At 55.3% G+C, this 24,685-nt stretch carries 25 protein-coding genes and 2 tRNA genes; 19 read left to right on the top strand and 8 right to left on the bottom strand.

Annotation, left to right across the window (positions count from 1 at the left end):
- Nucleotides 1-127 precede the first annotated feature (127 nt).
- Both secG and V1587_RS00130 read left to right on the top strand, forming a co-directional pair.
- Nucleotides 128-460 carry a preprotein translocase subunit SecG gene (gene secG / locus V1587_RS00135; protein ID WP_371899177.1) on the top strand — a complete coding sequence of 111 codons (333 nt, stop codon included), beginning with the start codon at nucleotides 128-130 and terminating at the stop codon, nucleotides 458-460.
- A 9-nt stretch (nucleotides 461-469) separates the two neighbouring features.
- Nucleotides 470-556 (top strand) — tRNA-Leu (locus V1587_RS00130).
- A gap of 183 nt (nucleotides 557-739) precedes the next feature.
- Here V1587_RS00130 and argG read toward each other — a convergent pair.
- Nucleotides 740-2,086: an argininosuccinate synthase gene (argG, locus tag V1587_RS00125; RefSeq protein ID WP_014833433.1), complete on the bottom strand. Its 1,347-nt coding sequence runs from the start codon at nucleotides 2,084-2,086 to the stop codon at nucleotides 740-742.
- Between the two features lie 287 nt (nucleotides 2,087-2,373).
- On the opposite strand from argG, the gene V1587_RS00120 reads away from it, so the two are divergent.
- The 12 genes from V1587_RS00120 to mtr all read left to right on the top strand — a co-directional run bounded on the left by V1587_RS00120 (nucleotide 2,374) and on the right by mtr (nucleotide 16,059).
- A tRNA-Met gene (locus V1587_RS00120) sits at nucleotides 2,374-2,450 on the top strand.
- Nucleotides 2,451-2,657: 207 nt separating this feature from the next.
- Nucleotides 2,658-3,110, top strand: coding sequence for a ribosome maturation factor RimP (gene rimP, locus V1587_RS00115; protein ID WP_014833432.1), 453 nt, complete (start codon nucleotides 2,658-2,660; stop codon nucleotides 3,108-3,110).
- A 28-nt stretch (nucleotides 3,111-3,138) separates the two neighbouring features.
- Nucleotides 3,139-4,641: a transcription termination factor NusA gene (nusA, locus tag V1587_RS00110; protein ID WP_003861798.1), complete on the top strand. Its 1,503-nt coding sequence runs from the start codon at nucleotides 3,139-3,141 to the stop codon at nucleotides 4,639-4,641.
- 24 nt (nucleotides 4,642-4,665) lie between these two features.
- Nucleotides 4,666-7,353, top strand: a complete 2,688-nt coding sequence (infB, locus tag V1587_RS00105; protein ID WP_371899176.1) for a translation initiation factor IF-2 — start codon at nucleotides 4,666-4,668, stop codon at nucleotides 7,351-7,353.
- A gap of 89 nt (nucleotides 7,354-7,442) precedes the next feature.
- Nucleotides 7,443-7,847 carry a 30S ribosome-binding factor RbfA gene (gene rbfA / locus V1587_RS00100; protein ID WP_003024988.1) on the top strand — a complete coding sequence of 135 codons (405 nt, stop codon included), beginning with the start codon at nucleotides 7,443-7,445 and terminating at the stop codon, nucleotides 7,845-7,847.
- Nucleotides 7,847-8,797 (top strand): tRNA pseudouridine(55) synthase TruB, encoded by a 951-nt coding sequence (truB, locus tag V1587_RS00095; RefSeq protein WP_371899175.1) that lies wholly within the window; start codon nucleotides 7,847-7,849, stop codon nucleotides 8,795-8,797. Before rbfA ends, truB begins: the two co-directional genes overlap by 1 nt.
- A gap of 154 nt (nucleotides 8,798-8,951) precedes the next feature.
- Nucleotides 8,952-9,221 (top strand): 30S ribosomal protein S15, encoded by a 270-nt coding sequence (gene rpsO / locus V1587_RS00090; RefSeq protein WP_003861789.1) that lies wholly within the window; start codon nucleotides 8,952-8,954, stop codon nucleotides 9,219-9,221.
- Between the two features lie 242 nt (nucleotides 9,222-9,463).
- A complete protein-coding gene (pnp, locus tag V1587_RS00085) occupies nucleotides 9,464-11,602 on the top strand; it encodes a polyribonucleotide nucleotidyltransferase (RefSeq protein WP_023309332.1) in 2,139 nt (712 codons plus the stop codon).
- A gap of 108 nt (nucleotides 11,603-11,710) precedes the next feature.
- On the top strand, nucleotides 11,711-12,595 hold the full coding sequence (gene nlpI / locus V1587_RS00080) for a lipoprotein NlpI (protein WP_371899174.1): 885 nt from the start codon (nucleotides 11,711-11,713) through the stop codon (nucleotides 12,593-12,595).
- Between the two features lie 107 nt (nucleotides 12,596-12,702).
- Nucleotides 12,703-12,783 (top strand): protein YrbN, encoded by an 81-nt coding sequence (yrbN, locus tag V1587_RS00075; protein WP_100122156.1) that lies wholly within the window; start codon nucleotides 12,703-12,705, stop codon nucleotides 12,781-12,783.
- Nucleotides 12,776-14,671 carry a DEAD/DEAH family ATP-dependent RNA helicase gene (locus V1587_RS00070; protein ID WP_371899173.1) on the top strand — a complete coding sequence of 632 codons (1,896 nt, stop codon included), beginning with the start codon at nucleotides 12,776-12,778 and terminating at the stop codon, nucleotides 14,669-14,671. The genes yrbN and V1587_RS00070 overlap by 8 nt, the downstream gene beginning before the upstream one ends.
- 143 nt (nucleotides 14,672-14,814) lie before the next feature.
- Entirely contained in the window at nucleotides 14,815-16,059 is a 1,245-nt protein-coding gene (mtr, locus tag V1587_RS00065; protein WP_371899172.1) for a tryptophan permease, read from the top strand.
- An 85-nt stretch (nucleotides 16,060-16,144) separates the two neighbouring features.
- Here mtr and V1587_RS00060 read toward each other — a convergent pair whose 3' ends face one another.
- The 3 genes from V1587_RS00060 to V1587_RS00050 all read right to left on the bottom strand — a co-directional run bounded on the left by V1587_RS00060 (nucleotide 16,145) and on the right by V1587_RS00050 (nucleotide 19,112).
- The gene (locus V1587_RS00060) at nucleotides 16,145-17,152 is read right to left on the bottom strand and encodes a luciferase-like monooxygenase (protein ID WP_371899171.1); all 1,008 of its coding nucleotides are present in this window, start codon (nucleotides 17,150-17,152) and stop codon (nucleotides 16,145-16,147) included.
- Nucleotides 17,153-17,230: 78 nt separating this feature from the next.
- Nucleotides 17,231-18,109 carry a U32 family peptidase gene (locus V1587_RS00055; protein WP_371899170.1) on the bottom strand — a complete coding sequence of 293 codons (879 nt, stop codon included), beginning with the start codon at nucleotides 18,107-18,109 and terminating at the stop codon, nucleotides 17,231-17,233.
- Nucleotides 18,110-18,116: 7 nt separating this feature from the next.
- Nucleotides 18,117-19,112, bottom strand: coding sequence for a peptidase U32 family protein (locus V1587_RS00050; protein WP_023309326.1), 996 nt, complete (start codon nucleotides 19,110-19,112; stop codon nucleotides 18,117-18,119).
- Nucleotides 19,113-19,323: 211 nt separating this feature from the next.
- Here V1587_RS00050 and V1587_RS00045 point away from each other — a divergent pair, with 211 nt between their 5' ends.
- The gene (locus V1587_RS00045) at nucleotides 19,324-19,848 is read left to right on the top strand and encodes an SCP2 domain-containing protein (protein ID WP_045910093.1); all 525 of its coding nucleotides are present in this window, start codon (nucleotides 19,324-19,326) and stop codon (nucleotides 19,846-19,848) included.
- On the top strand, nucleotides 19,842-20,345 hold the full coding sequence (locus tag V1587_RS00040) for a GNAT family N-acetyltransferase (RefSeq protein WP_371899169.1): 504 nt from the start codon (nucleotides 19,842-19,844) through the stop codon (nucleotides 20,343-20,345). The genes V1587_RS00045 and V1587_RS00040 overlap by 7 nt, the downstream gene beginning before the upstream one ends.
- On the opposite strand, the gene V1587_RS00035 is transcribed toward V1587_RS00040, so the two are convergent.
- A complete protein-coding gene (locus V1587_RS00035) occupies nucleotides 20,332-20,661 on the bottom strand; it encodes a GIY-YIG nuclease family protein (protein WP_072163896.1) in 330 nt (109 codons plus the stop codon). The genes V1587_RS00040 and V1587_RS00035 overlap by 14 nt on opposite strands.
- A gap of 14 nt (nucleotides 20,662-20,675) precedes the next feature.
- On the opposite strand from V1587_RS00035, the gene V1587_RS00030 reads away from it, so the two are divergent.
- Nucleotides 20,676-21,110, top strand: a complete 435-nt coding sequence (locus V1587_RS00030; protein ID WP_371899168.1) for a YhbP family protein — start codon at nucleotides 20,676-20,678, stop codon at nucleotides 21,108-21,110.
- Here V1587_RS00030 and V1587_RS00025 read toward each other — a convergent pair.
- Nucleotides 21,090-21,608, bottom strand: a complete 519-nt coding sequence (locus V1587_RS00025; protein ID WP_023333577.1) for a type 1 glutamine amidotransferase domain-containing protein — start codon at nucleotides 21,606-21,608, stop codon at nucleotides 21,090-21,092. The two genes, V1587_RS00030 and V1587_RS00025, sit on opposite strands and share 21 nt — an antisense overlap.
- A gap of 128 nt (nucleotides 21,609-21,736) precedes the next feature.
- Here V1587_RS00025 and V1587_RS00020 point away from each other — a divergent pair, with 128 nt between their 5' ends.
- Nucleotides 21,737-22,381 (top strand): NAD(P)H-binding protein, encoded by a 645-nt coding sequence (locus V1587_RS00020; RefSeq protein ID WP_045910091.1) that lies wholly within the window; start codon nucleotides 21,737-21,739, stop codon nucleotides 22,379-22,381.
- Between the two features lie 40 nt (nucleotides 22,382-22,421).
- Nucleotides 22,422-23,459, top strand: a complete 1,038-nt coding sequence (locus tag V1587_RS00015) for a permease (protein WP_371899167.1) — start codon at nucleotides 22,422-22,424, stop codon at nucleotides 23,457-23,459.
- 50 nt (nucleotides 23,460-23,509) lie between these two features.
- On the opposite strand, the gene dolP is transcribed toward V1587_RS00015, so the two are convergent.
- Both dolP and diaA read right to left on the bottom strand, forming a co-directional pair.
- Nucleotides 23,510-24,085: a division/outer membrane stress-associated lipid-binding lipoprotein gene (gene dolP / locus V1587_RS00010; protein ID WP_024906379.1), complete on the bottom strand. Its 576-nt coding sequence runs from the start codon at nucleotides 24,083-24,085 to the stop codon at nucleotides 23,510-23,512.
- Between the two features lie 9 nt (nucleotides 24,086-24,094).
- Nucleotides 24,095-24,685 carry a DnaA initiator-associating protein DiaA gene (gene diaA / locus V1587_RS00005; RefSeq protein WP_003861754.1) on the bottom strand — a complete coding sequence of 197 codons (591 nt, stop codon included), beginning with the start codon at nucleotides 24,683-24,685 and terminating at the stop codon, nucleotides 24,095-24,097.

The following is a 24,685-nucleotide window of genomic DNA, read 5'->3' as shown; positions in this document are numbered from 1 at the left end:
GTCAAAAATGCCCTTGCGAAGGCCATTCGCTTTGGTTAGTATTCACACCCGCTTCAGTGGGAAACAAAAATCCTGCTAATTGGTCGAAGCATTGGTATGCGGCAAATCCGCAAGGAACAGGTTGATTATGTACGAAGCTCTTTTAGTTATTTTCCTTATTGTAGCCATCGCTCTCGTAGCGCTGATTATGCTGCAGCAAGGTAAAGGCGCTGATATGGGAGCCTCCTTCGGAGCAGGCGCTTCCGGTACGCTGTTTGGTTCAAGTGGTTCTGCGAACTTCATGACCCGCACTACGGCGATTCTGGCTACGCTGTTCTTCATCATCAGTCTGGTGCTTGGCAATATCAACAGCAACAAGACCAACAAAGGAAGCGAGTGGGAAAATCTGAGCGCGCCAGCGAAAACTGAGCAAACTCAGCCAGCTGCACCGGCTAAGCCAACCAGCGATATCCCGCACTAAGTATTCTGTACCGAGGTGGTGGAATTGGTAGACACGCTACCTTGAGGTGGTAGTGCCCTAACGGGCTTGTGGGTTCGAGTCCCATCCTCGGTACCAATATTCCAGAAGAAAGACGTCGAAAGACGTCTTTTTTTTCGTCTGTATATTATGTGGTGATTTTGCAGGGCGGGTAAGCGCAGCGCCACCCGCCGTTTTGCCCGGTGGCGCTGCGCTTACCGGGCCTACGAAATCCAAATAAAAAAGGCGTCCCAGGACGCCTTTTGCATGCTACATCAGCGATTACTTTTTATCGCTGTGTTCCAGATTCTCAACCTGCGGCAGGCCGTTACCGGAACTGGCGGAGAGCAGGCCATTCTCAACATAGTTGAACAGCTTCTCGCGGGTATCGGTGATATCCAGATTACGCATGGTCAGCTGGCCAATACGATCGTCCGGTGAGAACACGGATTCACCTTTCTCCATGGTCAGACGCTCTGCTTTATAGGTCAGGTTGTCAGACACGGTGTTCAGGATGGAGTAGTCGTTACCGCGACGCAGTTCCAGGGTCACTTCACCGGTGATTGCACTCGCCACCCAACGCTGCAGCGCATCACGCAGCATCAGCGCCTGTGGATCGAACCAGCGGCCCTGATACAGCAGTTTGCCCAGCTGACGGCCATGAGAGTGATACTGTTCAATGGTGTCTTCGTTGTGAATGCCGGTCAGCAGACGCTCGTAAGCGATGTGCAGCAACGCCATTCCCGGGGCTTCATAGATGCCACGGCTTTTCGCTTCGATGATACGGTTTTCAATCTGATCGCTCATGCCCAGACCGTGACGACCGCCGATCCGGTTTGCTTCCAGCATCAGCTCCACATCGTCAGAGAAGGTTTTACCGTTCAGCGCAACCGGATGACCGCGTTCGAAACGCACGGTCACTTCTTCTGCCGGGATCTTCACGTTCTCGTCCCAGAACTTCACGCCCATGATCGGATTAACGATCTTCACGCTGGAGTTCAGGAATTCCAGGTCTTTCGCTTCGTGCGTCGCACCCAGCATGTTGGAGTCGGTGGAGTAAGCTTTCTCGACTGACATCTTATAGTCAAAACCGCAGGCGATCATAAACTCGGACATCTCATGACGGCCACCCAGCTCGTCGATGAAGTCGGTATCCAGCCACGGCTTGTAAATCTGCAGTTCGGCGTTGGTCAGCAGGCCATAGCGATAGAAACGTTCGATATCGTTTCCTTTATAGGTGCTGCCGTCACCCCAGATATTGACGCCGTCTTCTTTCATGGCGGCAACCAGCATGGTGCCGGTAACCGCACGGCCCAGCGGGGTGGTGTTGAAATAGGTCAGGCCGCCGGTGGTGTTATGGAACGCACCACACTGAATAGCCGCGATACCTTCCGCGACCAGTTGCTTACGGCAGTCAATCAGGCGCGCGTTCTCTGCACCATACTCTTTAGCGCGACGAGGAATGGCATCATAGTCGTCCTCATCCGGCTGACCCAGGTTCGCAGTATAGGCATACGGAACCGCTCCCTTCTGGCGCATCCACAGCAGTGCAGCGCTGGTATCCAGGCCACCTGAGAAAGCGATGCCAATACGTTGTCCAACCGGAAGATGCTTGAGAATCGTCGTCATAGAATAAAACCCTGCTTGATTGACTGATTAGAGACCGCTTTCGCTCTCTTGTGCATTTTTATGCAAAATAAGTGAGTATTCATTTAATCATCTTTTGGCGAAGACCGGAAGAGAGTCGTGCGTTTTTTGTAAAAATTTTGGTCTGATCGATCTGGCGGAAGTCGCCTTGACAGGTGGGGTCAACTATCAATATACTAAACGCCGATTTTACGTCCCGTCTTCGGTACCAAATCCCAGCATTATTTGCAAATTCTGTCCAAAACGCGTAGAATTTGCCACGTTTCAGGCGCGGGGTGGAGCAGCCTGGTAGCTCGTCGGGCTCATAACCCGAAGGTCGTCGGTTCAAATCCGGCCCCCGCAACCACTTTCCCATAAAGTTCTTTTTCAAATATACTGTGAAGACTTAGAGCCTTCGTAGCTGGATTTGAAAAAATTCTTTCGGAAAGTGCTCCAGGCCACAGTTGTGGCTATAGGGTTCAGTTATCTAAAGCCCCGATTTATCGGGGTTTTTTGTTATCTGACTACAGAATAACTGGGCTTTACGCCCTTTTTTTATGTCTTGGGGGTGGGCTTGTCCACATTAGAGCAAAAATTAACAGAGATGATTACTGCACCGGTCGAAGCACTGGGCTACGAACTGGTCGGCATCGAATTCGTTCGCGGCCGTACATCGACGCTGCGCATCTATATTGATAGTGAAGATGGCATCAATGTTGATGATTGTGCTGATGTCAGCCACCAGGTGAGTGCGGTTCTTGATGTTGAAGACCCAATTACCGTTGCGTACAACCTGGAAGTTTCCTCACCTGGCCTCGATCGCCCGATGTTCACGGCCGAGCACTATGTGCGCTTTACCGGTGAAGAAGTGGCTCTCGTTCTGCGTATGGCCGTACAGAACCGCCGTAAATGGCAGGGAATTATCAAAGCCGTTGATGGTGAAATGATCACGGTGACAGTCGAAGGCAAAGATGAAGTGTTCGCGCTGAGTAATATCCAGAAGGCGAACCTGGTTCCCCACTTTTAACAGTCTGGATTGAGGTGAAAAGCCCGCGATGAACAAAGAAATTTTGGCTGTTGTTGAAGCCGTCTCCAACGAGAAATCACTGCCGCGTGAGAAGATTTTTGAAGCGCTGGAAAGTGCACTGGCTACAGCAACCAAGAAAAAATACGAACAAGAGATCGATGTTCGCGTAGAAATCGATCGTAAAAGCGGTGACTTCGATACATTCCGTCGTTGGGTAATCGTTGAAGAAGTGACCCAGCCGACCAAAGAGATCACGCTGGAAGCCGCCCGTTTTGAAGACGAAAGTCTGAACGTGGGTGACTACGTTGAAGATCAGATTGAATCTGTGACCTTCGACCGCATCACCACCCAGACCGCTAAACAGGTTATCGTGCAGAAAGTGCGCGAAGCCGAGCGCGCGCTGGTTGTCGATCAGTTCCGCGATCAGGAAGGCGAAATCATCACCGGCGTGGTGAAGAAAGTGAACCGCGACAACATCTCCCTGGAGATCAAATCCGAAGGGTTGCCGGGTAACGCTGAAGCCGTGATCCTGCGTGAAGATATGCTGCCGCGTGAAAACTTCCGCCCAGGCGACCGTATTCGCGGCGTTCTGTACGCCGTTCGCCCTGAAGCGCGTGGCGCACAGCTGTTCGTGACCCGTTCTAAACCAGAAATGCTGGTAGAACTGTTCCGTATCGAAGTGCCGGAAATCGGTGAAGAAGTGATCGAGATTAAAGCGGCGGCTCGCGATCCGGGCTCCCGTGCGAAAATTGCGGTGAAAACCAACGACAAGCGTATCGACCCGGTCGGTGCTTGCGTCGGTATGCGCGGTGCGCGTGTCCAAGCAGTTTCTACTGAACTGGGCGGCGAACGTATTGATATCGTTCTGTGGGATGACAACCCGGCGCAGTTCGTGATCAACGCAATGGCTCCAGCTGATGTGGCGTCTATCGTTGTTGACGAAGATAAACACACCATGGATATCGCTGTTGAAGCGGGCAACCTGGCGCAGGCAATCGGCCGTAACGGTCAGAACGTACGCCTGGCGTCACAGCTGAGCGGCTGGGAACTCAACGTAATGACCGTTGATGACCTGCAGGCTAAGCATCAGGCTGAAGCCCATGCGGCGATCGATACCTTCACTAAATACCTGGATATTGACGAAGACTTCGCCACTGTTCTGGTTGAAGAAGGTTTCTCTACGCTGGAAGAACTGGCCTATGTGCCAATGAAAGAGCTGCTGGAAATTGACGGTCTGGATGAACCAACCGTTGAAGCCCTGCGTGAACGCGCTAAAAACGCACTGACCACCCTGGCACTGGCTCAGGAAGAAAGCCTTGGCGATAAGAAGCCGGCTGATGACCTGCTGAATCTGGAAGGTCTTGATCGTGCGATTGCGTTCAAGCTGGCTGCCCGTGGTGTTTGTACGCTGGAAGATCTCGCTGAGCAAGGCGTTGATGACCTGGCTGATATCGAAGGTTTAACCGACGAGAAAGCCGGCGAGCTCATCATGGCCGCACGTAATATTTGCTGGTTCGGCGACGAAGCGTAATAAACTGTAGCAGGAAGGAACAGCATGACTGATGTAACTGTAAAATCGCTGGCTGCTGAGATTCAGACCTCCGTGGACCGCCTGGTACAGCAATTTGCTGATGCAGGGATCCCGAAGTCCGCTGATGACTCGGTGACCGCGCAAGAAAAACAAACCTTGTTAACGCACCTGAACCGTGAACACGGTTCTACGCCTGACAAGTTGACGCTGCAGCGCAAAACGCGTAGCACGTTAAACATCCCTGGTACCGGTGGCAAAAGCAAATCGGTACAAATTGAAGTCCGCAAGACGCGCACCTTTGTAAAACGTGATCCGCAAGAGGCAGAACGCCTTGCTGCGGAAGAGCAGGCACAGCGTGAAGCGGAAGAACAAGCTCAGCGTGAGGCGGAAGCAGCCGCCAAACGTGAAGCAGAATTAAAAGCTGAACGTGAGGCCGCAGAAAAAGCGAAACGCGACGCAAGTGATAAAGTGAAGCGTGACGCTGCGGAAAAAGACAAAGTGAGCAATCAACAGACAGACGAAATGACCAAAACCGCCCAGGCTGAAAAAGCCCGCCGTGAAAATGAAGCTGCCGAGCTGAAGCGTAAAGCGGAAGAAGAAGCCCGCCGTAAGCTGGAAGAAGAAGCTCGCCGCGTCGCCGAAGAAGCGCGCCGTATGGCAGAAGAAAACGAGAAGAATGGTGTGAATACCGTTGAGCCGACTGAAGACACCAGCGACTATCACGTGACCACTTCTCAGCATGCGCGTCAGGCTGAAGATGATAACGACCGTGAAGTTGAAGGCGGTCGTGGCCGCGGCCGTAATGCAAAAGCTGCGCGTCCGGCGAAAAAAGGCAACAAGCACGCTGAATCCAAAGCTGACCGTGAAGAAGCACGCGCTGCAGTTCGCGGCGGTAAAGGCGGCAAGCGTAAAGGTTCTGCTCTGCAGCAGGGCTTCCAGAAGCCAGCTCAGGCCGTTAACCGTGACGTCGTGATCGGCGAAACCATCACCGTTGGCGAACTGGCGAACAAGATGGCGGTTAAAGGCTCTCAGGTCATCAAAGCGATGATGAAGCTGGGCGCTATGGCGACCATCAACCAGGTGATCGATCAGGAAACTGCACAGCTGGTTGCTGAAGAGATGGGCCACAAAGTTATCCTGCGTCGTGAAAACGAGCTGGAAGAAGCAGTAATGAGCGACCGTGACACAGGTGCAGCAGCAGAACCGCGCGCACCGGTAGTGACCATCATGGGTCACGTTGACCACGGTAAAACCTCTCTGCTTGACTACATTCGTTCTACCAAGGTTGCCTCTGGCGAAGCGGGTGGTATTACCCAGCACATCGGTGCATACCACGTAGAAACTGACAACGGTATGATCACCTTCCTGGATACCCCAGGCCACGCCGCGTTTACCTCAATGCGTGCTCGTGGTGCTCAGGCGACGGATATCGTTGTTCTGGTTGTTGCTGCAGACGACGGCGTCATGCCGCAGACCATCGAAGCTATCCAGCACGCGAAAGCAGCAGGTGTGCCGGTTGTGGTTGCAGTTAACAAGATCGATAAGCCAGAAGCGGATCCCGATCGTGTTAAAAACGAACTTTCCCAGTACGGTATTCTGCCGGAAGAGTGGGGCGGCGAAAGCCAGTTCGTACACGTGTCTGCGAAAGCGGGTACCGGTATCGACGAACTGCTGGACGCGATCCTGCTGCAGGCCGAAGTTCTGGAGCTGAAAGCCATCCGTAACGGTATGGCGAGCGGTGCGGTTATTGAATCCTTCCTGGATAAAGGACGTGGCCCGGTTGCTACCGTTCTGGTTCGCGAAGGTACGCTGCATAAAGGCGACATCGTTCTGTGTGGCTTCGAATACGGCCGCGTTCGTGCGATGCGTAACGAACTGGGTCAGGAAGTGCTGGAAGCGGGTCCGTCCATTCCTGTGGAAATCCTGGGTCTGTCCGGTGTTCCGGCTGCCGGTGACGAAGTGACCGTTGTGCGTGACGAGAAGAAAGCGCGTGAAGTTGCACTGTATCGTCAGGGCAAATTCCGTGAAGTTAAACTGGCTCGTCAGCAGAAATCTAAACTCGAGAACATGTTTGCCAACATGACCGATGGCGAAGTTCACGAAGTGAACATCGTGCTGAAAGCCGACGTTCAGGGTTCTGTGGAAGCGATCTCCGACTCCTTGCTGAAACTGTCTACCGACGAAGTGAAAGTGAAGATCATCGGTTCTGGCGTAGGTGGTATCACCGAAACCGACGCGACCCTGGCTGCTGCCTCTAACGCTATCCTGGTTGGCTTCAACGTTCGTGCGGATGCATCTGCGCGTAAAGTGATTGAATCCGAAAGCCTGGATCTGCGTTACTACTCCGTCATCTATAACCTGATCGACGAAGTGAAAGCAGCGATGAGCGGCATGCTGTCTCCTGAGCTGAAACAGCAGATCATCGGTCTGGCTGAAGTACGTGACGTGTTCAAATCACCGAAATTCGGTGCGATCGCAGGCTGTATGGTTACCGAAGGTAACATCAAGCGTCACAACCCAATCCGCGTACTGCGTGACAACGTGGTTATCTACGAAGGCGAGCTGGAATCCCTGCGCCGCTTCAAAGATGACGTTAACGAAGTCCGTAACGGCATGGAATGTGGTATCGGCGTGAAGAACTACAACGACGTTCGCGTTGGCGATATGATCGAAGTGTTCGAGATTATCGAAATTCAGCGTACCATCGCTTAATTACCGATTGTAAGCCGGGATCGCCTCGCGCCACCCGGCAATAATTTCAAAAAGGGGCTTTAGCCCCTTTTTTGTCTGGAGAATTTATTATGGCGAAAGAATTTGGTCGCCCTCAGCGCGTAGCGCAGGAAATGCAGAAAGAGATCGCACTCATTCTGCAACGTGAAATTAAAGACCCTCGCGTCGGCATGATGACCACCGTCTCCGGTGTCGAAATGTCCCGCGATTTGGCCTATGCAAAAGTGTTCGTCACCTTCCTGAACGATCAAGATGAAGCGGCAGTGAAAAACGGCATTAAAGCGCTGCAGGAAGCCTCTGGTTTCATCCGCTCCCTGCTTGGCAAAGCGATGCGTCTGCGTATCGTGCCTGAACTGACCTTCTTCTACGACAACTCGCTGGTCGAAGGTATGCGTATGTCCAACCTGGTGACCAGCGTGGTGAAACATGACGACGAGCGTCGTGTTAACCCGGCGGACGACAGCAAGGAGGACTAATGAGTCGTCCTCGTCGTCGTGGTCGCGACGTGCATGGTGTGCTGCTGCTGGATAAACCCCAGGGCGCTTCCAGCAACGACGTGCTGCAGAAAGTTAAGCGTATTTATAACGCCAACCGTGCGGGCCACACCGGCGCGCTCGATCCGCTGGCAACCGGCATGCTGCCGGTCTGCCTGGGAGAGGCGACAAAGTTTTCCCAGTACCTGCTCGACTCCGATAAGCGCTACCGCGTTATCGCTAAGCTGGGCCAGCGCACGGATACCTCCGACGCGGATGGCCAGGTGGTGGAAGAGCGTCCGGTGACCTTCAGCGCGGAACAGCTTGATGCTGCGCTGGAGAGCTTCCGTGGGGACACGATGCAGGTGCCGTCGATGTATTCGGCGCTGAAATATCAGGGAAAAAAACTCTACGAATACGCGCGTCAGGGCATTGAAGTACCGCGTGAAGCCCGTCCGATAACCGTGTATGAGCTGCTTTTTATTCGCCACGAAGGTGATGAGCTGGAGCTGGAAGTACACTGTTCGAAAGGGACGTACATTCGCACCATCATCGACGACCTCGGTGAAAAGCTGGGCTGCGGCGCGCATGTGATTTACCTGCGCCGCCTTGCGGTGAGCAAGTACCCGGTGGAGCGGATGGTAACCCTGGAACATCTGCGCGAGCTGGTAGAGCAGGCTGAAGTGCAGGGGATCGCGCCAGCAGATTTGCTGGATCCATTGCTGATGCCGATGGACAGTCCGGCAGCGGACTTCCCGGTTGTTAATCTTCCTTTAACATCCTCCGTTTACTTTAAGAACGGTAATCCGGTTCGTACGGCGGAAGCGCCGCTGGAAGGACTGGTACGCGTGACTGAAGGTGACGAAGGAAAATTCATCGGTATAGGCGAAATGGACGGTGAAGGGCGCGTTGCGCCGCGTCGTCTGGTCGTCGAGTATCCGGTCGAAGCATGACGGTGATGACGGCTCACCTTGCGATAAGCAGGGGAGACGAGTAGAATATCGCCGCTTAACGCCTGGTAAATTGTTTAACAATCTGCGGGGCGTACATGGGGTCGCTGAATTAGAGATCGGCACCCTTACATTCTTTATACTTTGGAGTTTGAAAATGTCTCTAAGCGTTGAAGCTAAAGCTAAAATCGTTTCTGAGTTTGGTCGTGGTACTAACGACAGCGGTTCTACCGAAGTTCAGGTTGCACTGCTGACTGCACAGATTAACCACCTGCAGGGTCACTTTGCAGAGCATAAAAAAGATCACCACAGCCGTCGTGGTCTGCTGCGTATGGTTTCTCAGCGTCGTAAACTGCTCGACTACCTGAAACGTAAAGATGTTGCACGCTACACCGCGCTGATCGAGCGTCTGGGTCTGCGTCGCTAAGTCTTGCGAGTTTCAGAAAAGGGGGCCTGATGGCCCCTTTTTTCAACCAGACGGCAGCAATTCACTGGAAACTATTGTATTGTTGCTATAAATGATCTTCATTGCAGAGGTTCGCGCGGCTAATGAGAGGCTTCACCCATGGGGGTGTTGGTTGTCATTAGTCGCGAGGATGCGAAGAAGGTCGGGTCAAATCGACAGCACACCGGTGGTGTGCTGTCAAACATTTAAGAAAGGACAGAACTTTGCTGAATCCGATCGTTCGTAAATTCCAGTATGGTCAACATACCGTCACGCTGGAAACCGGCATGATGGCACGTCAGGCTACTGCTGCCGTTATGGTAAGCATGGATGACACTGCGGTATTCGTTACCGTTGTTGGCCAGAAAAAAGCTAAACCAGGTCAGGACTTCTTCCCGCTGACCGTTAACTACCAGGAGCGTACCTACGCTGCCGGTAAAATCCCGGGTGGTTTCTTCCGTCGTGAAGGCCGTCCAAGCGAAGGCGAAACCCTGATCGCGCGTCTGATTGACCGTCCGGTTCGCCCGCTGTTCCCGGAAGGCTTCGTTAACGAAGTACAGGTTATCGCGACCGTTGTTTCCGTTAACCCACAGGTTAACCCGGACATCGTTGCTATGATCGGCGCATCCGCTGCCCTGTCACTGTCTGGTATTCCATTCAATGGCCCAATCGGTGCCGCGCGCGTTGGCTACATCAACGACCAGTACGTGCTGAACCCAACTCAGGAAGAGCTGAAAGAAAGTAAGCTGGACCTGGTGGTTGCGGGTACTGAAGCTGCTGTGCTGATGGTTGAATCCGAAGCAGAACTGCTGAGCGAAGACCAGATGCTGGGCGCTGTGGTATTTGGCCACGACCAGCAGCAGATCGTTATCCAGAACATCAACGACCTGGTGAAAGAAGCCGGTAAACCACGTTGGGACTGGCAGCCAGAAGCAGCAAACGACGCGCTGAACGCACGCGTTGCAGCCCTGGCAGAATCTCGTCTGAGCGATGCATACCGCATCACTGACAAACAGGAGCGTTACGCTCAGGTTGACGTGATCAAGTCTGAAACTATCGCGACGCTGGTTGCTGAAGACGAAGCGCTGGACGCTAACGAACTGAGCGACATCCTGCACGCTATCGAGAAAAACGTTGTTCGTAGCCGCGTTCTGGCAGGCGAGCCGCGTATCGATGGCCGCGAAAAAGACATGATCCGTGGTCTGGATGTGCGTACTGGCGTTCTGCCACGTACTCACGGTTCCGCGCTGTTCACCCGTGGCGAAACGCAGGCGCTGGTTACCGCGACCCTGGGTACTGCACGTGACGCACAGATCATCGACGAACTGATGGGCGAGCGCACTGACAGCTTCCTGTTCCACTACAACTTCCCTCCGTACTCCGTAGGCGAAACCGGTATGGTTGGCTCTCCGAAGCGTCGTGAAATTGGTCACGGTCGTCTGGCGAAGCGCGGCGTACTGGCAGTCATGCCAGAAGCAGACAAATTCCCGTACACCGTACGTGTGGTGTCTGAAATCACCGAATCCAACGGTTCTTCTTCCATGGCTTCCGTGTGTGGTGCTTCTCTGGCGCTGATGGATGCAGGCGTGCCAATCAAAGCCGCCGTTGCGGGTATCGCAATGGGTCTGGTGAAAGAAGGCGACAACTTCGTTGTTCTGTCTGACATTCTGGGTGACGAAGACCACCTGGGTGATATGGACTTCAAAGTAGCGGGTTCCCGCGAAGGTATCTCTGCGCTGCAGATGGATATCAAAATTGAAGGTATCACCAAAGAGATCATGCAGGTTGCTCTGAACCAGGCTAAAGGTGCACGTCTGCACATCCTGGGCGTGATGGAACAGGCGATTAACGCGCCGCGTGGCGACATTTCTCAGTTCGCTCCACGTATCCACACCATCAAGATCAACCCAGACAAGATCAAAGATGTTATCGGTAAGGGCGGTTCCGTAATCCGTGCGCTGACCGAAGAGACTGGCACCACGATCGAAATCGAAGATGACGGTACTGTGAAGATCGCAGCAACCGACGGCGAGAAAGCGAAATTCGCGATCCGTCGCATCGAAGAAATCACTGCAGAGATCGAAGTGGGCCGCGTCTACGCAGGTAAAGTGACCCGTATCGTTGACTTTGGCGCGTTTGTAGCCATCGGTGGCGGTAAAGAAGGTCTGGTTCACATCTCTCAGATCGCTGACAAGCGCGTTGAGAAAGTGACCGATTACCTGCAGATGGGTCAGGAAGTACCGGTTAAAGTTCTGGAAGTTGATCGCCAGGGCCGTATCCGTCTGAGCATTAAAGAAGCAACCGAGCAGTCTCAGCCAGCTGCTGCGCCAGAAGCACAGGCAGCAGAACAGCAGGGCGAGTAAGTTGCCATTTGCCCTCCGCTTTGCGGAGGGCCTATTATCAGGCAGGACGCCTTGTTAAGCCGCCGGGGGACAGGACGTTCATCCAATAGTTGTCTTCGGGAGTGGGAAATGAAGCCTTTTTTGCGCTGGTGTTTCGTTGCGACAGCTTTAACGCTGGCAGGATGCAGCAACTCTGCCTGGCGTAAGAGCGAAGTCCTCGCAGTGCCATTGCAACCGACTTTGCAGCAGGAAGTGATTCTGGCACGCATGGAACAAATTCTTGCCAGTCGGGCTTTAACCGATGAAGAACGCGCACAGCTTTTATATGAGCGCGGAGTGTTGTATGATAGTCTCGGTCTGAGGGCATTGGCGCGAAATGATTTTTCACAAGCGCTGGCTATCCGACCTGATATGCCTGAAGTATTCAATTACTTAGGCATTTATTTAACGCAGGCAGGCAATTTTGATGCTGCCTATGAAGCGTTTGATTCTGTACTTGAGCTTGATCCAACTTACAACTACGCGCACTTGAATCGCGGTATCGCATTGTATTACGGCGGTCGTGACAAGTTAGCGCAAGATGATCTGCTGGCGTTTTATCAAGACGATCCTAATGATCCTTTCCGTAGCCTGTGGCTTTACATTGTTGAGCGGAAGCTCGATGAGAAGCAGGCAAAAGAGGCACTGAAACAGCGCTTCGATAAATCGGACAAGGAACAGTGGGGATGGAACATTGTCGAGTTCTACCTGGGCAACATTAGCGAAGCAACGCTGATGGAACGCCTCAAGGCGGACGCAACGGATAACACCTCGCTCGCTGAGCATCTCAGTGAAACCAACTTCTATTTAGGTAAGTACTACCTAAGTCTGGGGGATAAGGACAGCGCTACGGCACTGTTCAAATTAGCGGTTGCTAACAACGTACACAACTTCGTTGAGCACCGTTATGCATTGTTGGAATTATCGCTCTTGGGCCAGGAGCAAGACGACCTGGCAGAATCGGACCAGCAATAGCTGACGACATAAACATCAGCCCGTAATCTTTTGATTGCCATCACCTTAACTGGTGAGGGCGTTGTTGTTCGTCAATACACCTACTTTGAGCCGGTTCACACTTTTCAATGAAAATTGCTAATCATTTTCACGATGAGCTAAGTAGACTGGCCGCCATTGACATTGAGGCACTCGTACTACATGGCTGAATTCGAAACCACTTTTGCAGATCTGGGCCTGAAGGCTCCTATCCTTGAAGCCCTTAACGATCTGGGTTACGAAAAACCATCTCCGATCCAGGCTGAGTGTATCCCACACCTGCTTTCTGGTCGTGACGTGCTGGGCATGGCCCAGACTGGTAGCGGTAAAACTGCAGCATTCTCGCTGCCGCTGCTGAATAACATTGATCCGGACCTGCGTGCACCGCAGATCCTCGTTCTGGCTCCAACCCGTGAACTGGCTGTTCAGGTTGCAGAAGCCATGACGGAATTCTCTAAACATATGCGCGGCGTAAACGTGGTAGCCCTGTACGGCGGCCAGCGTTATGACGTGCAGTTACGCGCCCTGCGCCAGGGCCCACAGATTGTTGTCGGTACGCCGGGCCGTCTGCTGGATCACCTGAAGCGCGGTACCCTGGACCTCTCTAAACTGAGCGGCCTGGTACTGGATGAAGCAGATGAAATGCTGCGTATGGGCTTCATCGAAGACGTTGAAACCATTATGGCGCAGATCCCGGACGGTCATCAGACCGCGCTGTTCTCTGCCACCATGCCAGAAGCGATTCGTCGTATCACCAAGCGCTTCATGAACGATCCTCAGGAAGTGCGTATTCAGTCCAGCGTAACCACTCGCCCGGACATCAGCCAGAGCTACTGGTCTGTGTACGGCATGCGTAAAAACGAAGCGCTGGTACGTTTCCTGGAAGCGGAAGATTTTGATGCGGCGATTATCTTCGTTCGTACCAAAAACGCGACCCTGGAAGTGGCTGAAGCCCTGGAGCGTAGCGGTTACAACAGTGCAGCGCTGAACGGTGACATGAACCAGGCTCTGCGTGAGCAGACTCTGGAGCGTCTGAAAGACGGTCGTCTGGATATCCTGATTGCAACCGACGTGGCAGCACGTGGTCTGGACGTTGAGCGTATCAGCCTGGTTGTTAACTACGACATCCCGATGGATTCCGAGTCTTACGTTCACCGTATCGGCCGTACCGGTCGTGCGGGTCGTGCGGGCCGTGCGCTGCTGTTCGTTGAGAACCGCGAGCGTCGTCTGCTGCGTAACATTGAACGCACCATGAAGCTGACCATTCCAGAAGCTGACCTGCCAAACGCAGAGCTGCTGGGCAAACGCCGTCTGGAAAAATTCGCCGCCAAAGTACAGCAGCAGCTGGAAAGCAGCGATCTGGATCAGTACCGCGCGCTGCTGTCGCAGATTCAGCCTGTTGCTGAAGGCGAAGAGCTGGACATGGAAACCCTGGCTGCAGCACTGCTGAAAATGGCTCAGGGCGAACGTAGCCTGATCGTGCCACCAGATGCGCCGATGCGTCCTAAGCGTGAATTCCGTGACCGTGACGATCGCTTCGAACGTCGTGGTGACCGTAATGACCGTGGCCCACGTGGTGACCGTCCAGAGCGTGGTGGTGAAGATCGTCCACGTCGTGAACGTCGCGACGCAGGTGACATGGAACTGTACCGCATTGAAGTGGGCCGTGATGATGGCGTTGAAGTTCGTCACATCGTTGGCGCGATCGCTAACGAAGGCGACATCAGCAGCCGTTACATCGGTAACATCAAGCTGTTCGCATCCCACTCTACCATCGAGCTGCCAAAAGGCATGCCGGGCGAAGTGCTGCAGCACTTTACGCGTACCCGCATCCTGAACAAGCCGATGAACATGCAGCTGCTGGGCGATGCACAGCCACGTCCTGACCGTGGCGGCGAACGCCGTGGTGGTGGTCGCGGTTTCGGTGGCGAGCGTCGTGAAGGCGGTCGCAGCGAAGGTCGCGGTGGTGAAGGTCGTCGTTTCTCCGGCGAGCGTCGCGAAAACCGTGGCCCACGTCGTGAAGAAGGCACCAGCCGTCGTCGTTTCGGTGACGCATAAGCCTTACGCTTACTGACGTAAAGTAAAATATACAGCCCCGATACATGCTATCGGGGCTTTTTTTATTCCTTTTGTACTCTTGTACTGGTACAGTGCGTCACATTAAAATGCAGAACCGCATGATTGACTGGAGAAAAGGCTGTATGGCGACACTAACCACCACCCAAACGTCACCTTCGCTACTTGGCGGCGTGGTGATCATCGGCGGAACCATTATAGGTGCCGGGATGTTCTCCCTGCCCGTGGTCATGTCCGGTGCGTGGTTCTTCTGGTCGCTGGCCGCGCTGGTCTTTACCTGGTTCTGTATGCTTCATTCCGGGCTGATGATCCTTGAAGCAAACCTGAACTACCGCATTGGCTCCAGCTTCGACACCATCACCAAAGATCTGCTGGGCAAAGGCTGGAACCTGGTTAACGGGCTTTCCATCGCCTTTGTGCTCTATATCCTGACCTATGCGTATATCTCGGCGAGCGGCTCGATTCTGCATCACACCTTCTCGGAGATGTCACTGAACGTTCCGGCGCGTGTGGCGGGGCTCTGTTTTGCACTGGCCGTGGCGTTTATCGTCTGGATGAGTACTAAAGCGGTGAGCCGCATGACGGCAATCGTATTAGGCGCGAAGGTCATCACCTTCTTCCTGACCTTCGGCAGCCTGCTGGGGCACGTGACGCCCGCCACGCTGTTTAACGTTGCCGAAGTGAACGCTTCCTACACGCCGTACCTTCTGATGACGCTGCCGTTCTGTCTGGCGTCGTTCGGCTACCACGGCAACGTGCCGAGCCTGATGAAGTACTACGGCAAAGATCCGCGCACCATTGTGAAGTGTCTGGTCTACGGCACGCTGTTGGCGCTGGGTCTGTATGTGATTTGGCTGCTGGGGACGATGGGCAACATCCCGCGCCCGGAATTTATCGGCATTGCCCAGAAGGGTGGTAACATTGACGTGCTGGTACAGGCCCTGAGCGGCGTGCTAAACAGCCGCAGCCTGGATCTGCTGCTGGTTATCTTCTCTAACTTTGCGGTGGCGAGCTCTTTCCTCGGTGTGACCCTGGGGCTGTTCGACTACCTGGCGGATCTGTTCGGCTTTGACGATTCTGCGATGGGGCGCTTTAAAACTGCGCTGCTGACCTTCCTGCCGCCGATTGTGGGCGGCCTGCTGTGGCCGAACGGCTTCCTGTACGCCATCGGCTATGCAGGGCTGGCGGCAACAATCTGGGCGGCGATTGTGCCCGCGCTGCTGGCGCGTAAATCACGTAAACGCTTCGGCAGCCCGAAGTTCCGCGTCTGGGGCGGTAAGCCGATGATTGCGCTGATCCTGGTGTTCGGCGCGGGCAATGCCCTGGTACACGTGCTGTCGAGTTTTAATCTGTTGCCGGTGTACCAGTAAACATTTTGTGCCGGATGGCGGCTACGCCTTATCAGGCCTACGCGTCCCCGTAGGCCAGGTAAGCGAAGCGCCACCTGGCAAAAAACTACCCCACCAACTCCTCTTTCACCTGCATGGCCAAATCAAACGAATGCAATCGCGCCTGGTGATCGAAAATCTGGCCGTTAACCATAATTTCATCCGCCTGCGTTTCGCGCAGCACCGCCTCCAGCCCGTGACGCACTTTCGCTTTATCGCCTACCAGCGACATGCTCAGCGCCTGCTGAACGCCATACTGCTCTGATGCTGACCACAGTTGATGCATATTCTCTACAGGCGGCGGAAGCTGGCCCGTCTCCCCGCGGCGCAGCTTCACAAACGCCTGCTGCATAGAGGTGAACAGGAATTCCGCGTCGCGATTGCTGTCGGCAGCAATGATGTTGATGCACACCATCGCGTACGGCTTCTCCAGACGCTCGGACGGTTTAAAGTGCGTGCGGTAAAGATGCAGCGCCTGATGCAGCATATCCGGCGCGAAGTGCGAGGCAAACGCAAACGGCAGCCCCAGCTGGGCGGCGAGCTGCGCGCTGTAGAGGCTTGAGCCTAACAGCCATACCGGGATCTTCTCACCGTAGCCCGGTACCGGGCGCACGTGCGGGTTCGGATCGCGCGCGTCGAACCAGTCCACCAGTTCGGCCACGTCGCGCGGGAAGTTGTCGATATCGCCGCTCATATGGCGGCGCAGGGCGCGCATGGTCGGCTGGTCGCTGCCGGGCGCACGACCAAGGCCCAAATCGATACGGCCCGGATAGAGGTTATTCAGCGTGCCGAACTGCTCGGCGATCACCAGCGGGGCGTGGTTCGGCAGCATCACGCCGCCGGAGCCCAGGTGCAGAGTGGTGGTATTTGCCGCCAGATAACCAATCAGTACCGAGGTGGCGGCGCTGGCAATGCCCACCATGTTGTGGTGCTCGGCCAGCCAGTAGCGGTGATAGCCACGCTTTTCGGCCAGCTGAGCCAGATCGAGGGAGTGCGAAAAGGCTTCTCTTGCCGAGGAGCCTTGTGGGATCGGCGCCAGATCCAGCACCGAAAACGGAAGGGTTTTGTCAGTCATAACAGCTCACTTTGTCGACGGTGAATCTTTAATACTGCATTAAAAAATGATAACCGTTGTTAACAAAGTGAGCCTTTTTTACGCCTGCAGCTCCAGCCCGGCCAGACGCTTCCAGTAGCCGTTGCAGTCGCTGTTTGCCGTCAGCGGCAGCGGAGCGGCGCCGTTTTCGTTGGCGCGGAAGGCATCCAGCATCGCAAATACGCCGGTATCCAGCGGCGACAGCCGAACCATATCCACCAGACCGTCCATCGACGCCAGCTCGTTGCCGAGGTTATAGACATAGCCGCTCATGGTCTGAATACCGTTCAGGACAAACACCTGCTGATTCTCCTGCGACAGCATGCTGCGTCCGTTCGGGTACTTAATGCAGCAGGTTTCGCACTCGTCTTTCGGGCGATCTTCAGAACGCGCGGTAAAGCAGCGGGCGGAGTAGGCCAGCGGCAGATGCCCGTAGCTCAGCACTTCCACTTCAAACTGATTGCGAATGCCGAGCTCTTCACACTGCGTGAGCAGGTTTGCCAGCCAGTCGCGGGAGAGTTCCACCGGCATGCACCAGCGCGTCATCCCCTGTTTGAGCAGCAGGCGCAGGGTCACGGCGTTGTAGCAGTTCAGGGCATGACCCGCGACAAACGGCAGCTTGCGTTCGGCGCACATGTTCACCACGCCGAGATCGCTCGCTTCCAGCAGGAACTCGCCGTTTTCGACGTAGCGCTTCAGCTCGCCCAGTTCGGAAGAGGCCTGCACCAGCGCAAGCGTGGAGAGCACCACCTGCTTGCCGCTGCCGGCCAGGCTTTTCGCCATATCCAGCCAGTCGCCCACTTTGGTGGCGCGGCGCTTGCTGCACACCGCTTCGCCGAGGTAAATCACATCGGCGCTGCTGGTGGCGGCCTGTTGGTAAAAATCTTCCAGCGTCTCTTTTGGCCAGTAGTAGAGCACCGGCCCTAATGAATATTTCATGATTTTCTCACTGCCATTTACGGTGATACGCGCCAAGCGTGGTTTGCGTGCCTTCGGACATCGATCCGAGCGTTTCCATCCAGGCCTGCTGCGGAGCGTAGTTCTGCGGGTCCGCCATGCAGCGGTCGATGGCCTGACGCCACACTTTCGCCACCTGGCTCACGTAGGCCGGGCTACGCTGGCGACCTTCGATTTTCACCGAGGCAATATTGGCCGCCAGCAGTTCCGGCAGCAGCTCCAGCGTGTTGAGGCTGGTCGGCTCCTCCAGCGCGTGGTAGCGCTCGCCGTCGACCAGATAGCGGCCTTTACACAGGGTTGGATAACCGGCATTTTCGCCGTCCTGATAGCGGTCGATCAGCACCTCATTCAGGCGGGATTCCAGCCCCTGAGGAGTCTGCTGCCAGCGGACAAAACGGGCAGGTGAACAGGCTCCGACGGTATTTGGCGATTCACCGGTTAAATACGAAGAAAGATAGCAACGGCCTTCGGCCATAATGCACAGGCTGCCAAAGGCAAAAACCTCCAGCGGCACTGGCGTGACGCGTGCGAGTTGCTTAACCTGATGAATAGAGAGCACGCGCGGCAGCACCACGCGGGCCACGTCAAAGTGTTGGTGATAAAAACGCACGGCCTCTTCGTTGGTAGCAGATGCCTGAACAGAGACGTGGCGCTCAATATGGGGATAGCGTTCTGCCGCATACTCAAGCATGGCGAGGTCGGCCAGGATCAGCGCATCGGCACCTAGCTGTGCTGCCATATCCACCGCGCGCTGCCAGCGGGCGTAGCCGTCAGGATGAGCAAAGGTATTGATGGCGATATGCAGTTTGCGGCGGTGCTGGTGAACGAAGTTAACGGCTTCCTGAAGCTTTTTCTCCGTAAAGTTGAGGCCAGCAAAATGACGGGCGTTGGTATCATCTTTCAGCCCGATATAGACCGCATCGGCCCCATTTTCGATGGCCGCCTTAAGCGCCGGAAGATTTCCGGCAGGGCAGAGCAGCTCCATAATTTATCCTGATGTAGTCGATCGCAAAATTGTTAACGAGCTGGGATTTTAATTAACCCATAGGCGACAATTTTTGATTTAAGGCAGCTAATGGCGTATTGATGACACCAATAATGAGCTACGGCGAACGACGGTTTGTTGATTTACGCCGCTATGTTGCGCTTCGGATATGGCAAAATAGCAGGACTATAGATATCAGGGAGTAAAGCTCGTGCTGGATAAACTGCGTTCACGTCTCGTACAATTTGGTCCATCAATGCTGAGCGTGCCGGTCAAGCTGGCGCCGTTCGCGCTTAAACGTCAGGTGCTGGAGCAGGTCCTGAGCTGGCAGTTCCGCCAGGCGCTGCAGGATGGCGAGCTGGAATTCCTGGAGGGCCGCTGGTTAAGCATTGAAGTGCGTGACATCGGGCTGCGCTGGTTTACCTCCGTTGAGAATGACCAGCTGATCGTCCGCGAAACCGCCGAGGCGGATGTGAGCTTTAGCGCCAACGCCAGCGATCTGCTGATGATCGCCGCGCGTAAGCAGGATCCGGATACGCTCTTCTTCCAGCGCCGTCTGGTGATTGAAGGCGACACGGAGCTGGGCCTGTACGTGAAGAATTTAATGGATGCCATTGAGCTGGAGCAGATGCCGAAAGCGCTGCGCGTGATGTTAATGCAAATGGCAGATTTCGTTGAGGCCGGGCTGAAAGCCCCGCCGGACAGTAAACACACTTCAGTAGGTGAGCCATGCTGATTCGAGTCGAAATAGGGATTGATGCGCCGGGGATCGATGCGCTGCTGCGCCGTGCTTTCGCGAGCGATGCCGAAGCCCAGCTGGTCCACGATCTCCGCGAAGACGGTTTGATTACGCTGGGGCTGGTCGCCACCGATGACGAAGGTCAGGTGGTGGGCTATGTTGCCTTCAGTCCAGTCACCGTTCAGGGCGAAGAGCTGCAGTGGGTCGGCATGGCGCCGCTGGCGGTAGATGCAAACTATCGCGGGCAAGGTCTGGCGCGTCAGCTGGTCTATGAAGGGCTGGATTCGCTCAATGAGTTCGGTTATGCGGCCGTTGTTGCGCTGGGCGATCCGGCGTTCTATGGTCGTTTAGGCTTCGAGCAGGCCGCGCATTACGATCTGCGCTGCCGCTGGCCGGGTACGGAATCCGCTTTCCAGGTACACCGTCTGGCGGACGACGCGCTCAACGGCGTCAGTGGCCTGGTCGAGTACCACGACCATTTCAATCGCTTTTAATCAGGCTCTCGCGTAGCGCCTCAAAGGAGCCGTCTCCGGTCACGAGGCGCTCTTTCTGGCGCTTCGTCAGCTGTTTGATGCGGTATTCCAGCCTGAGCGCCAGCGATCGGTCACCGACGGGCGCCGAAAAGGCGAGCTGTAATTCCCCTTTTCCCCGCAGTGCTTTTGCCCCTTTCCCCGTTTGATGTTGTAAAAAACGTCGCGCCACATCGGTGGTGATCCCGGTGTAGAGTGCGTTATCAGCGGTTCGGACAAGATAGAGAAACCAGCACACGGTAAATGGATTCAGTATGTTAAGGTGAACGCACCATAGCATGAGAGAGAACGAAAATGGAAACACTGGCAGCCATCAACCGCTGGCTGGCGAAGCAGCACGTCGTCACCTGGTGCGTCTACAGCGAGGGTGAGATGTGGTGCGCAAACGCGTTTTACTACTACGATCCGCAGCGCGTGGCGTTTTATGTCATGAGTGAAGACAAAACGCGTCATGCGCAGATGACCGGCCAGCAGGCAAAGGTCGCGGGCACGGTAAACGGTCAGCCGAAAACGGTCGCGCTGATCCGCGGTGTGCAGTTCAAAGGGGAGATCCGTCGTCTGGACGGCGAAGAGAGCGACGCGCGCCGTAAGCTCTACACGCGTCGCTTTCCCGTTGCCGCTGCGCTAAAAGCCCCGGTGTGGGAAATCCGCCTCGATGAGCTGAAATTTACCGACAACACCCTTGGCTTTGGCAAGAAGCTGCACTGGCTACGCGCCGAGCAGGCGTAGCGCTTCGCGGTTAAACGCCGGGAGATCGTCCGGGGTTCGGCTGGTGATCAGCTGGTCTTTGTCGTTGACTACCTCCTGATCGTAAAACTCGGCCCCCGCATTTTTCAGATCGATAACGATCGGTTTCACGGCGGTAAGCTTACGTCCGCGGACCACTTCTGCGCTGATGAGCAGCTGCGGGCCGTGACAGATGGCAAAGACCGGTTTACCGGTAGAGACAAAATCCCGGGTGAAGGTCACGAAGCGCTCGTCCCCGCGCAGGGAATCCGGTGAATGGCCGCCCGGTAACAGCAGGGCGTCGAAATCTGAGGGGCTAACGTTATCGATGGTCTCATCAATGGTTACGGTCGCCTCGCCCTTATGGCCTGTGACCGTTTTGCCTGCCTCTTTCTCAATGGTGATGACCTCATGTCCCGCCTTGCGGAACGCCTCTGCAGGAGAGGTGAATTCTGAATCTTCAAACTCGTCGGTAATCAAGACTGCGATTTTCTTGCCCATGCTTCCTCCGTTGTTTTGGCTTCAGACTGATTTTTCTCCGCTTGTGGTAAATACTTACCTGTAACAGACTTCTAAGTGTGGTCGATGACGCTGAGTTCGCAAACGGACAATTCTGTAAAGGGGATACGATGAGTCAGGTTTTGATTACCGGGGCTACCGGGCTAGTGGGCGATCATCTGCTGCGGCTGCTGATTCAGGACCGCCGCGTGAACTACATCGCCGCCCCGACGCGTCGACCGCTGGCGGACATTTCCGGCGTCTTTAATCCGCACGATCCTCAGCTGACGGACGCGCTGGCGCAGGTGCAGGACCCGATTGATATCGCCTTTTGCTGTCTGGGCACCACGCGGCGGGAGGCGGGGAGCAAAGAGGCATTTATCCACGCCGACTATACGCTGGTGGTGGACACCGCGCTTACGGCGAAAAAGCTGGGGGCCAGACATTTTCTGGTGGTCAGCGCGCTGGGCGCCAGTGCCGGATCGCCTTTCTTCTACAACAAGGTGAAGGGCAAGATGGAGGATGCGCTAATTGCGCAGAAATGGGAGCAACTGACGATAGTGCGCCCCTCGATGCTGATCGGCCACCGGGATGAACGCAGATTTAACGAGTCGATCCTGGCTCCGCTGTTTCGCATTCTTCCAGGCAACTGGAAAGCCATCGAGGCGCGGGACGTCGCGCGGGCGATGTTAAAAGAGGGGCTGGCCCCGTCGAAAGCGGGCGTAAACATTATCCCTTCGGCAAAACTGCGTGAAATCGCGCAGGGCGAGGCGTAAACTCCCCCGGCTAATAACCTAATACTCTCCGGGGAATGCTATGACTGGTCAGTCTTCATCTCAGGCGGCAACACCTGTTCAATGGTGGAAGCCCGCACTCTTCTTTCTCGTGGTCATCGTTGGCCTCTGGTACGTGAAATGGCAGCCGTACTACGGCAAAGCCTTCACCGCCGCCGAAACGCACAGCATCGGTAAATCTATTCTCGCTCAGGCTGATGCCAGCCCGCTTCAGGCAGCGTGGGACTATGCCATGGTCTACTTCCTTGCCGTCTGGAAGGCCGCCGTCTTAGGCGTGATCCTGGGCTCACTGATTCAGGTGCTGATCCCGCGCAACTGGCTGGTGAAAACCCTCGGACAGCCGCGCTTTCAGGGTACGCTGATCGGAACGATCTTCTCCCTGCCGGGCATGATGTGCTCCTGCTGCGCTGCGCCCGTGGCGGCAGGGATGCGTCGCCAGCGCGTATCAATGGGCGGAGCATTGGCGTTCTGGATGGGAAACCCGCTGCTCAACCCGGCGACGCTGGTGTTTATGGGCTTTGTACTGGGCTGGCATTTCGCGTTCATTCGTCTGGTGGCCGGACTGCTGACCGTGCTGGTGGTGGCCACGCTGGTGCAAAATCTGGTGAAGGATAAGACGCCAGAGTCCGCGTCGGTTGAGCTGGACGTCAGCGAGCCGCAGGGCGGGTTCTTTGCGCGCTGGGGCAGGGCGCTATGGCAGCTTTTCTGGAGCACTATCCCGGTCTATATCCTGGCGGTACTGGTTCTTGGGGCGGCGCGCGTCTGGCTCTTCCCTCATGCGGATGGCGCTATCGACAACACGCTGTTGTGGGTCATTGCGATGGCCGTTGCAGGCTGTCTGTTTGTGATCCCTACGGCGGCGGAAATCCCCATTGTTCAGACCATGATGCTGGCCGGTATGGGCACCGCGCCGGCGCTGGCGTTGCTCATCACGTTGCCGGCCATCAGCCTGCCGTCGCTTATCATGCTGCGTAAGTCATTCCCGGCGAAAGCGCTGTGGTTGACCGCGGGGCTGGTTGCGTTGAGCGGGGTGATAGTGGGGAGTATTGCGTTGCTGTAAAAAAAAGCCCGGTGGCGCTAGCGCTTACCGGGCCTACAGTAAGGTGTGGCTTACTTGATGTAAGTAAACGCGGTGGTGACGTGCTTCACGCCGCTCACCCGGCTGGCAATATCGGCCGCCGCTTTCCCTTCACGGTCGGTCACCAGACCCAGCAGGAACACTTCGCCGTTTTCAGTCGTCACTTTCACGTTAGAGGATTTCACCTGGTCCGAGCCCAGCAGCTGGGAACGCACTTTGGTGGTGATCCAGGTATCGGAAGAGGCATCACCCAGGCCAATTGGCTTGCCCTGACGCACTTCGTTAAACACCTCTGTGGTTCCTTCGACGCCCATCGCAATCTGTTTCGCACGCGAGGCGAGTTCCATATTCGGCGCCTGGCCGGCCAGCAGCACTTTGCCCTGGTAAGCCGTCACGTTAATACGCGCCTCTTTCTTGATCTGTTCGTCTTTCGACAGCGCACTGTTAACGCGCAGCTCCAGCGTACCGTCATCCACCTGTGTCCCCACAGAGCGCGGATCGGTTGCCGCTTTGGTGCCTACCGCGGCGGTACCCACAACGGCCGCAGCGATACATCCCTGAAGCAGTAATGCAGACATAAGGACTGCGAGGGTCGATAAAGCCTTCATAAGAACTCCTTAATCATCCTGGTGAGGGAAAAGCGTGTTATCGATCAAGTCGCATAAGCAGTTCACCGTGAGCATATGCATTTCCTGAATACGTGCGCTCCGGTGAGACGGAATGCGGATTTCCACATCCTGCGGCCCAAGCAGACCCGCAAGCTCACCCCCGTCATAGCCGGTTAAGGCCACGATGGTCATGTCGCGGGTGACGGCGGCTTCAACGGCTTTGACAATATCCCGGCTATTGCCGCGCGTGGAGATGGCCAGCAGCACATCTCCGGCGTGACCCAGGGCTCGCACCTGCTTTGCGTAAATTTCGTCATGCAGACGATCGTTAGCAATCGCCGTTAAGACCACATTATCGGTATTAAGTGCAATGGCGGGTAAACTAGGGCGTTCTGTTTCAAAGCGATTGATCATGCTGGCAGCAAAATGCTGTGCGTTGGCGGCTGACGTGCCGTTGCCACAACAGAGGATTTTGTTGCCATTAAGCAGGGATTGCACCAGCGTCATTGCGGCACGCGAGATAGCATCTGGAAGGGCTTCCGCCGCGGCAATCTGAGTCTGGATGCTTTCTGTGAAGCACACTTTAATTCTTTCGAGCAC

It is taken from the genome of Enterobacter sp. ECC-249 (genome assembly GCF_043965265.1).
In the GTDB taxonomy this organism is placed as follows: domain Bacteria; phylum Pseudomonadota; class Gammaproteobacteria; order Enterobacterales; family Enterobacteriaceae; genus Enterobacter; species Enterobacter quasiroggenkampii.
This window is presented reverse-complemented; position numbering and strand designations above follow the sequence as displayed.

What these genes read in the sequence shown, in the direction of transcription:
- secG (WP_371899177.1), top strand. Translation starts at nt 128, where the DNA reads ATGTACGAAGCTCTTTTAGTTATTTTCCTTATTGTAGCCATCGCTCTC.
- argG (WP_014833433.1), bottom strand. Translation starts at nt 2,086, where the DNA reads ATGACGACGATTCTCAAGCATCTTCCGGTTGGACAACGTATTGGCATC.
- nusA (WP_003861798.1), top strand. Translation starts at nt 3,139, where the DNA reads ATGAACAAAGAAATTTTGGCTGTTGTTGAAGCCGTCTCCAACGAGAAA.
- infB (WP_371899176.1), top strand. Translation starts at nt 4,666, where the DNA reads ATGACTGATGTAACTGTAAAATCGCTGGCTGCTGAGATTCAGACCTCC.
- rbfA (WP_003024988.1), top strand. Translation starts at nt 7,443, where the DNA reads ATGGCGAAAGAATTTGGTCGCCCTCAGCGCGTAGCGCAGGAAATGCAG.
- truB (WP_371899175.1), top strand. Translation starts at nt 7,847, where the DNA reads ATGAGTCGTCCTCGTCGTCGTGGTCGCGACGTGCATGGTGTGCTGCTG.
- rpsO (WP_003861789.1), top strand. Translation starts at nt 8,952, where the DNA reads ATGTCTCTAAGCGTTGAAGCTAAAGCTAAAATCGTTTCTGAGTTTGGT.
- nlpI (WP_371899174.1), top strand. Translation starts at nt 11,711, where the DNA reads ATGAAGCCTTTTTTGCGCTGGTGTTTCGTTGCGACAGCTTTAACGCTG.
- yrbN (WP_100122156.1), top strand. Translation starts at nt 12,703, where the DNA reads ATGAAAATTGCTAATCATTTTCACGATGAGCTAAGTAGACTGGCCGCC.
- V1587_RS00070 (WP_371899173.1), top strand. Translation starts at nt 12,776, where the DNA reads ATGGCTGAATTCGAAACCACTTTTGCAGATCTGGGCCTGAAGGCTCCT.
- mtr (WP_371899172.1), top strand. Translation starts at nt 14,815, where the DNA reads ATGGCGACACTAACCACCACCCAAACGTCACCTTCGCTACTTGGCGGC.
- V1587_RS00060 (WP_371899171.1), bottom strand. Translation starts at nt 17,152, where the DNA reads ATGACTGACAAAACCCTTCCGTTTTCGGTGCTGGATCTGGCGCCGATC.
- V1587_RS00055 (WP_371899170.1), bottom strand. Translation starts at nt 18,109, where the DNA reads ATGAAATATTCATTAGGGCCGGTGCTCTACTACTGGCCAAAAGAGACG.
- V1587_RS00050 (WP_023309326.1), bottom strand. Translation starts at nt 19,112, where the DNA reads ATGGAGCTGCTCTGCCCTGCCGGAAATCTTCCGGCGCTTAAGGCGGCC.
- V1587_RS00040 (WP_371899169.1), top strand. Translation starts at nt 19,842, where the DNA reads ATGCTGATTCGAGTCGAAATAGGGATTGATGCGCCGGGGATCGATGCG.
- V1587_RS00035 (WP_072163896.1), bottom strand. Translation starts at nt 20,661, where the DNA reads ATGCTATGGTGCGTTCACCTTAACATACTGAATCCATTTACCGTGTGC.
- V1587_RS00030 (WP_371899168.1), top strand. Translation starts at nt 20,676, where the DNA reads ATGGAAACACTGGCAGCCATCAACCGCTGGCTGGCGAAGCAGCACGTC.
- V1587_RS00025 (WP_023333577.1), bottom strand. Translation starts at nt 21,608, where the DNA reads ATGGGCAAGAAAATCGCAGTCTTGATTACCGACGAGTTTGAAGATTCA.
- V1587_RS00020 (WP_045910091.1), top strand. Translation starts at nt 21,737, where the DNA reads ATGAGTCAGGTTTTGATTACCGGGGCTACCGGGCTAGTGGGCGATCAT.
- V1587_RS00015 (WP_371899167.1), top strand. Translation starts at nt 22,422, where the DNA reads ATGACTGGTCAGTCTTCATCTCAGGCGGCAACACCTGTTCAATGGTGG.
- dolP (WP_024906379.1), bottom strand. Translation starts at nt 24,085, where the DNA reads ATGAAGGCTTTATCGACCCTCGCAGTCCTTATGTCTGCATTACTGCTT.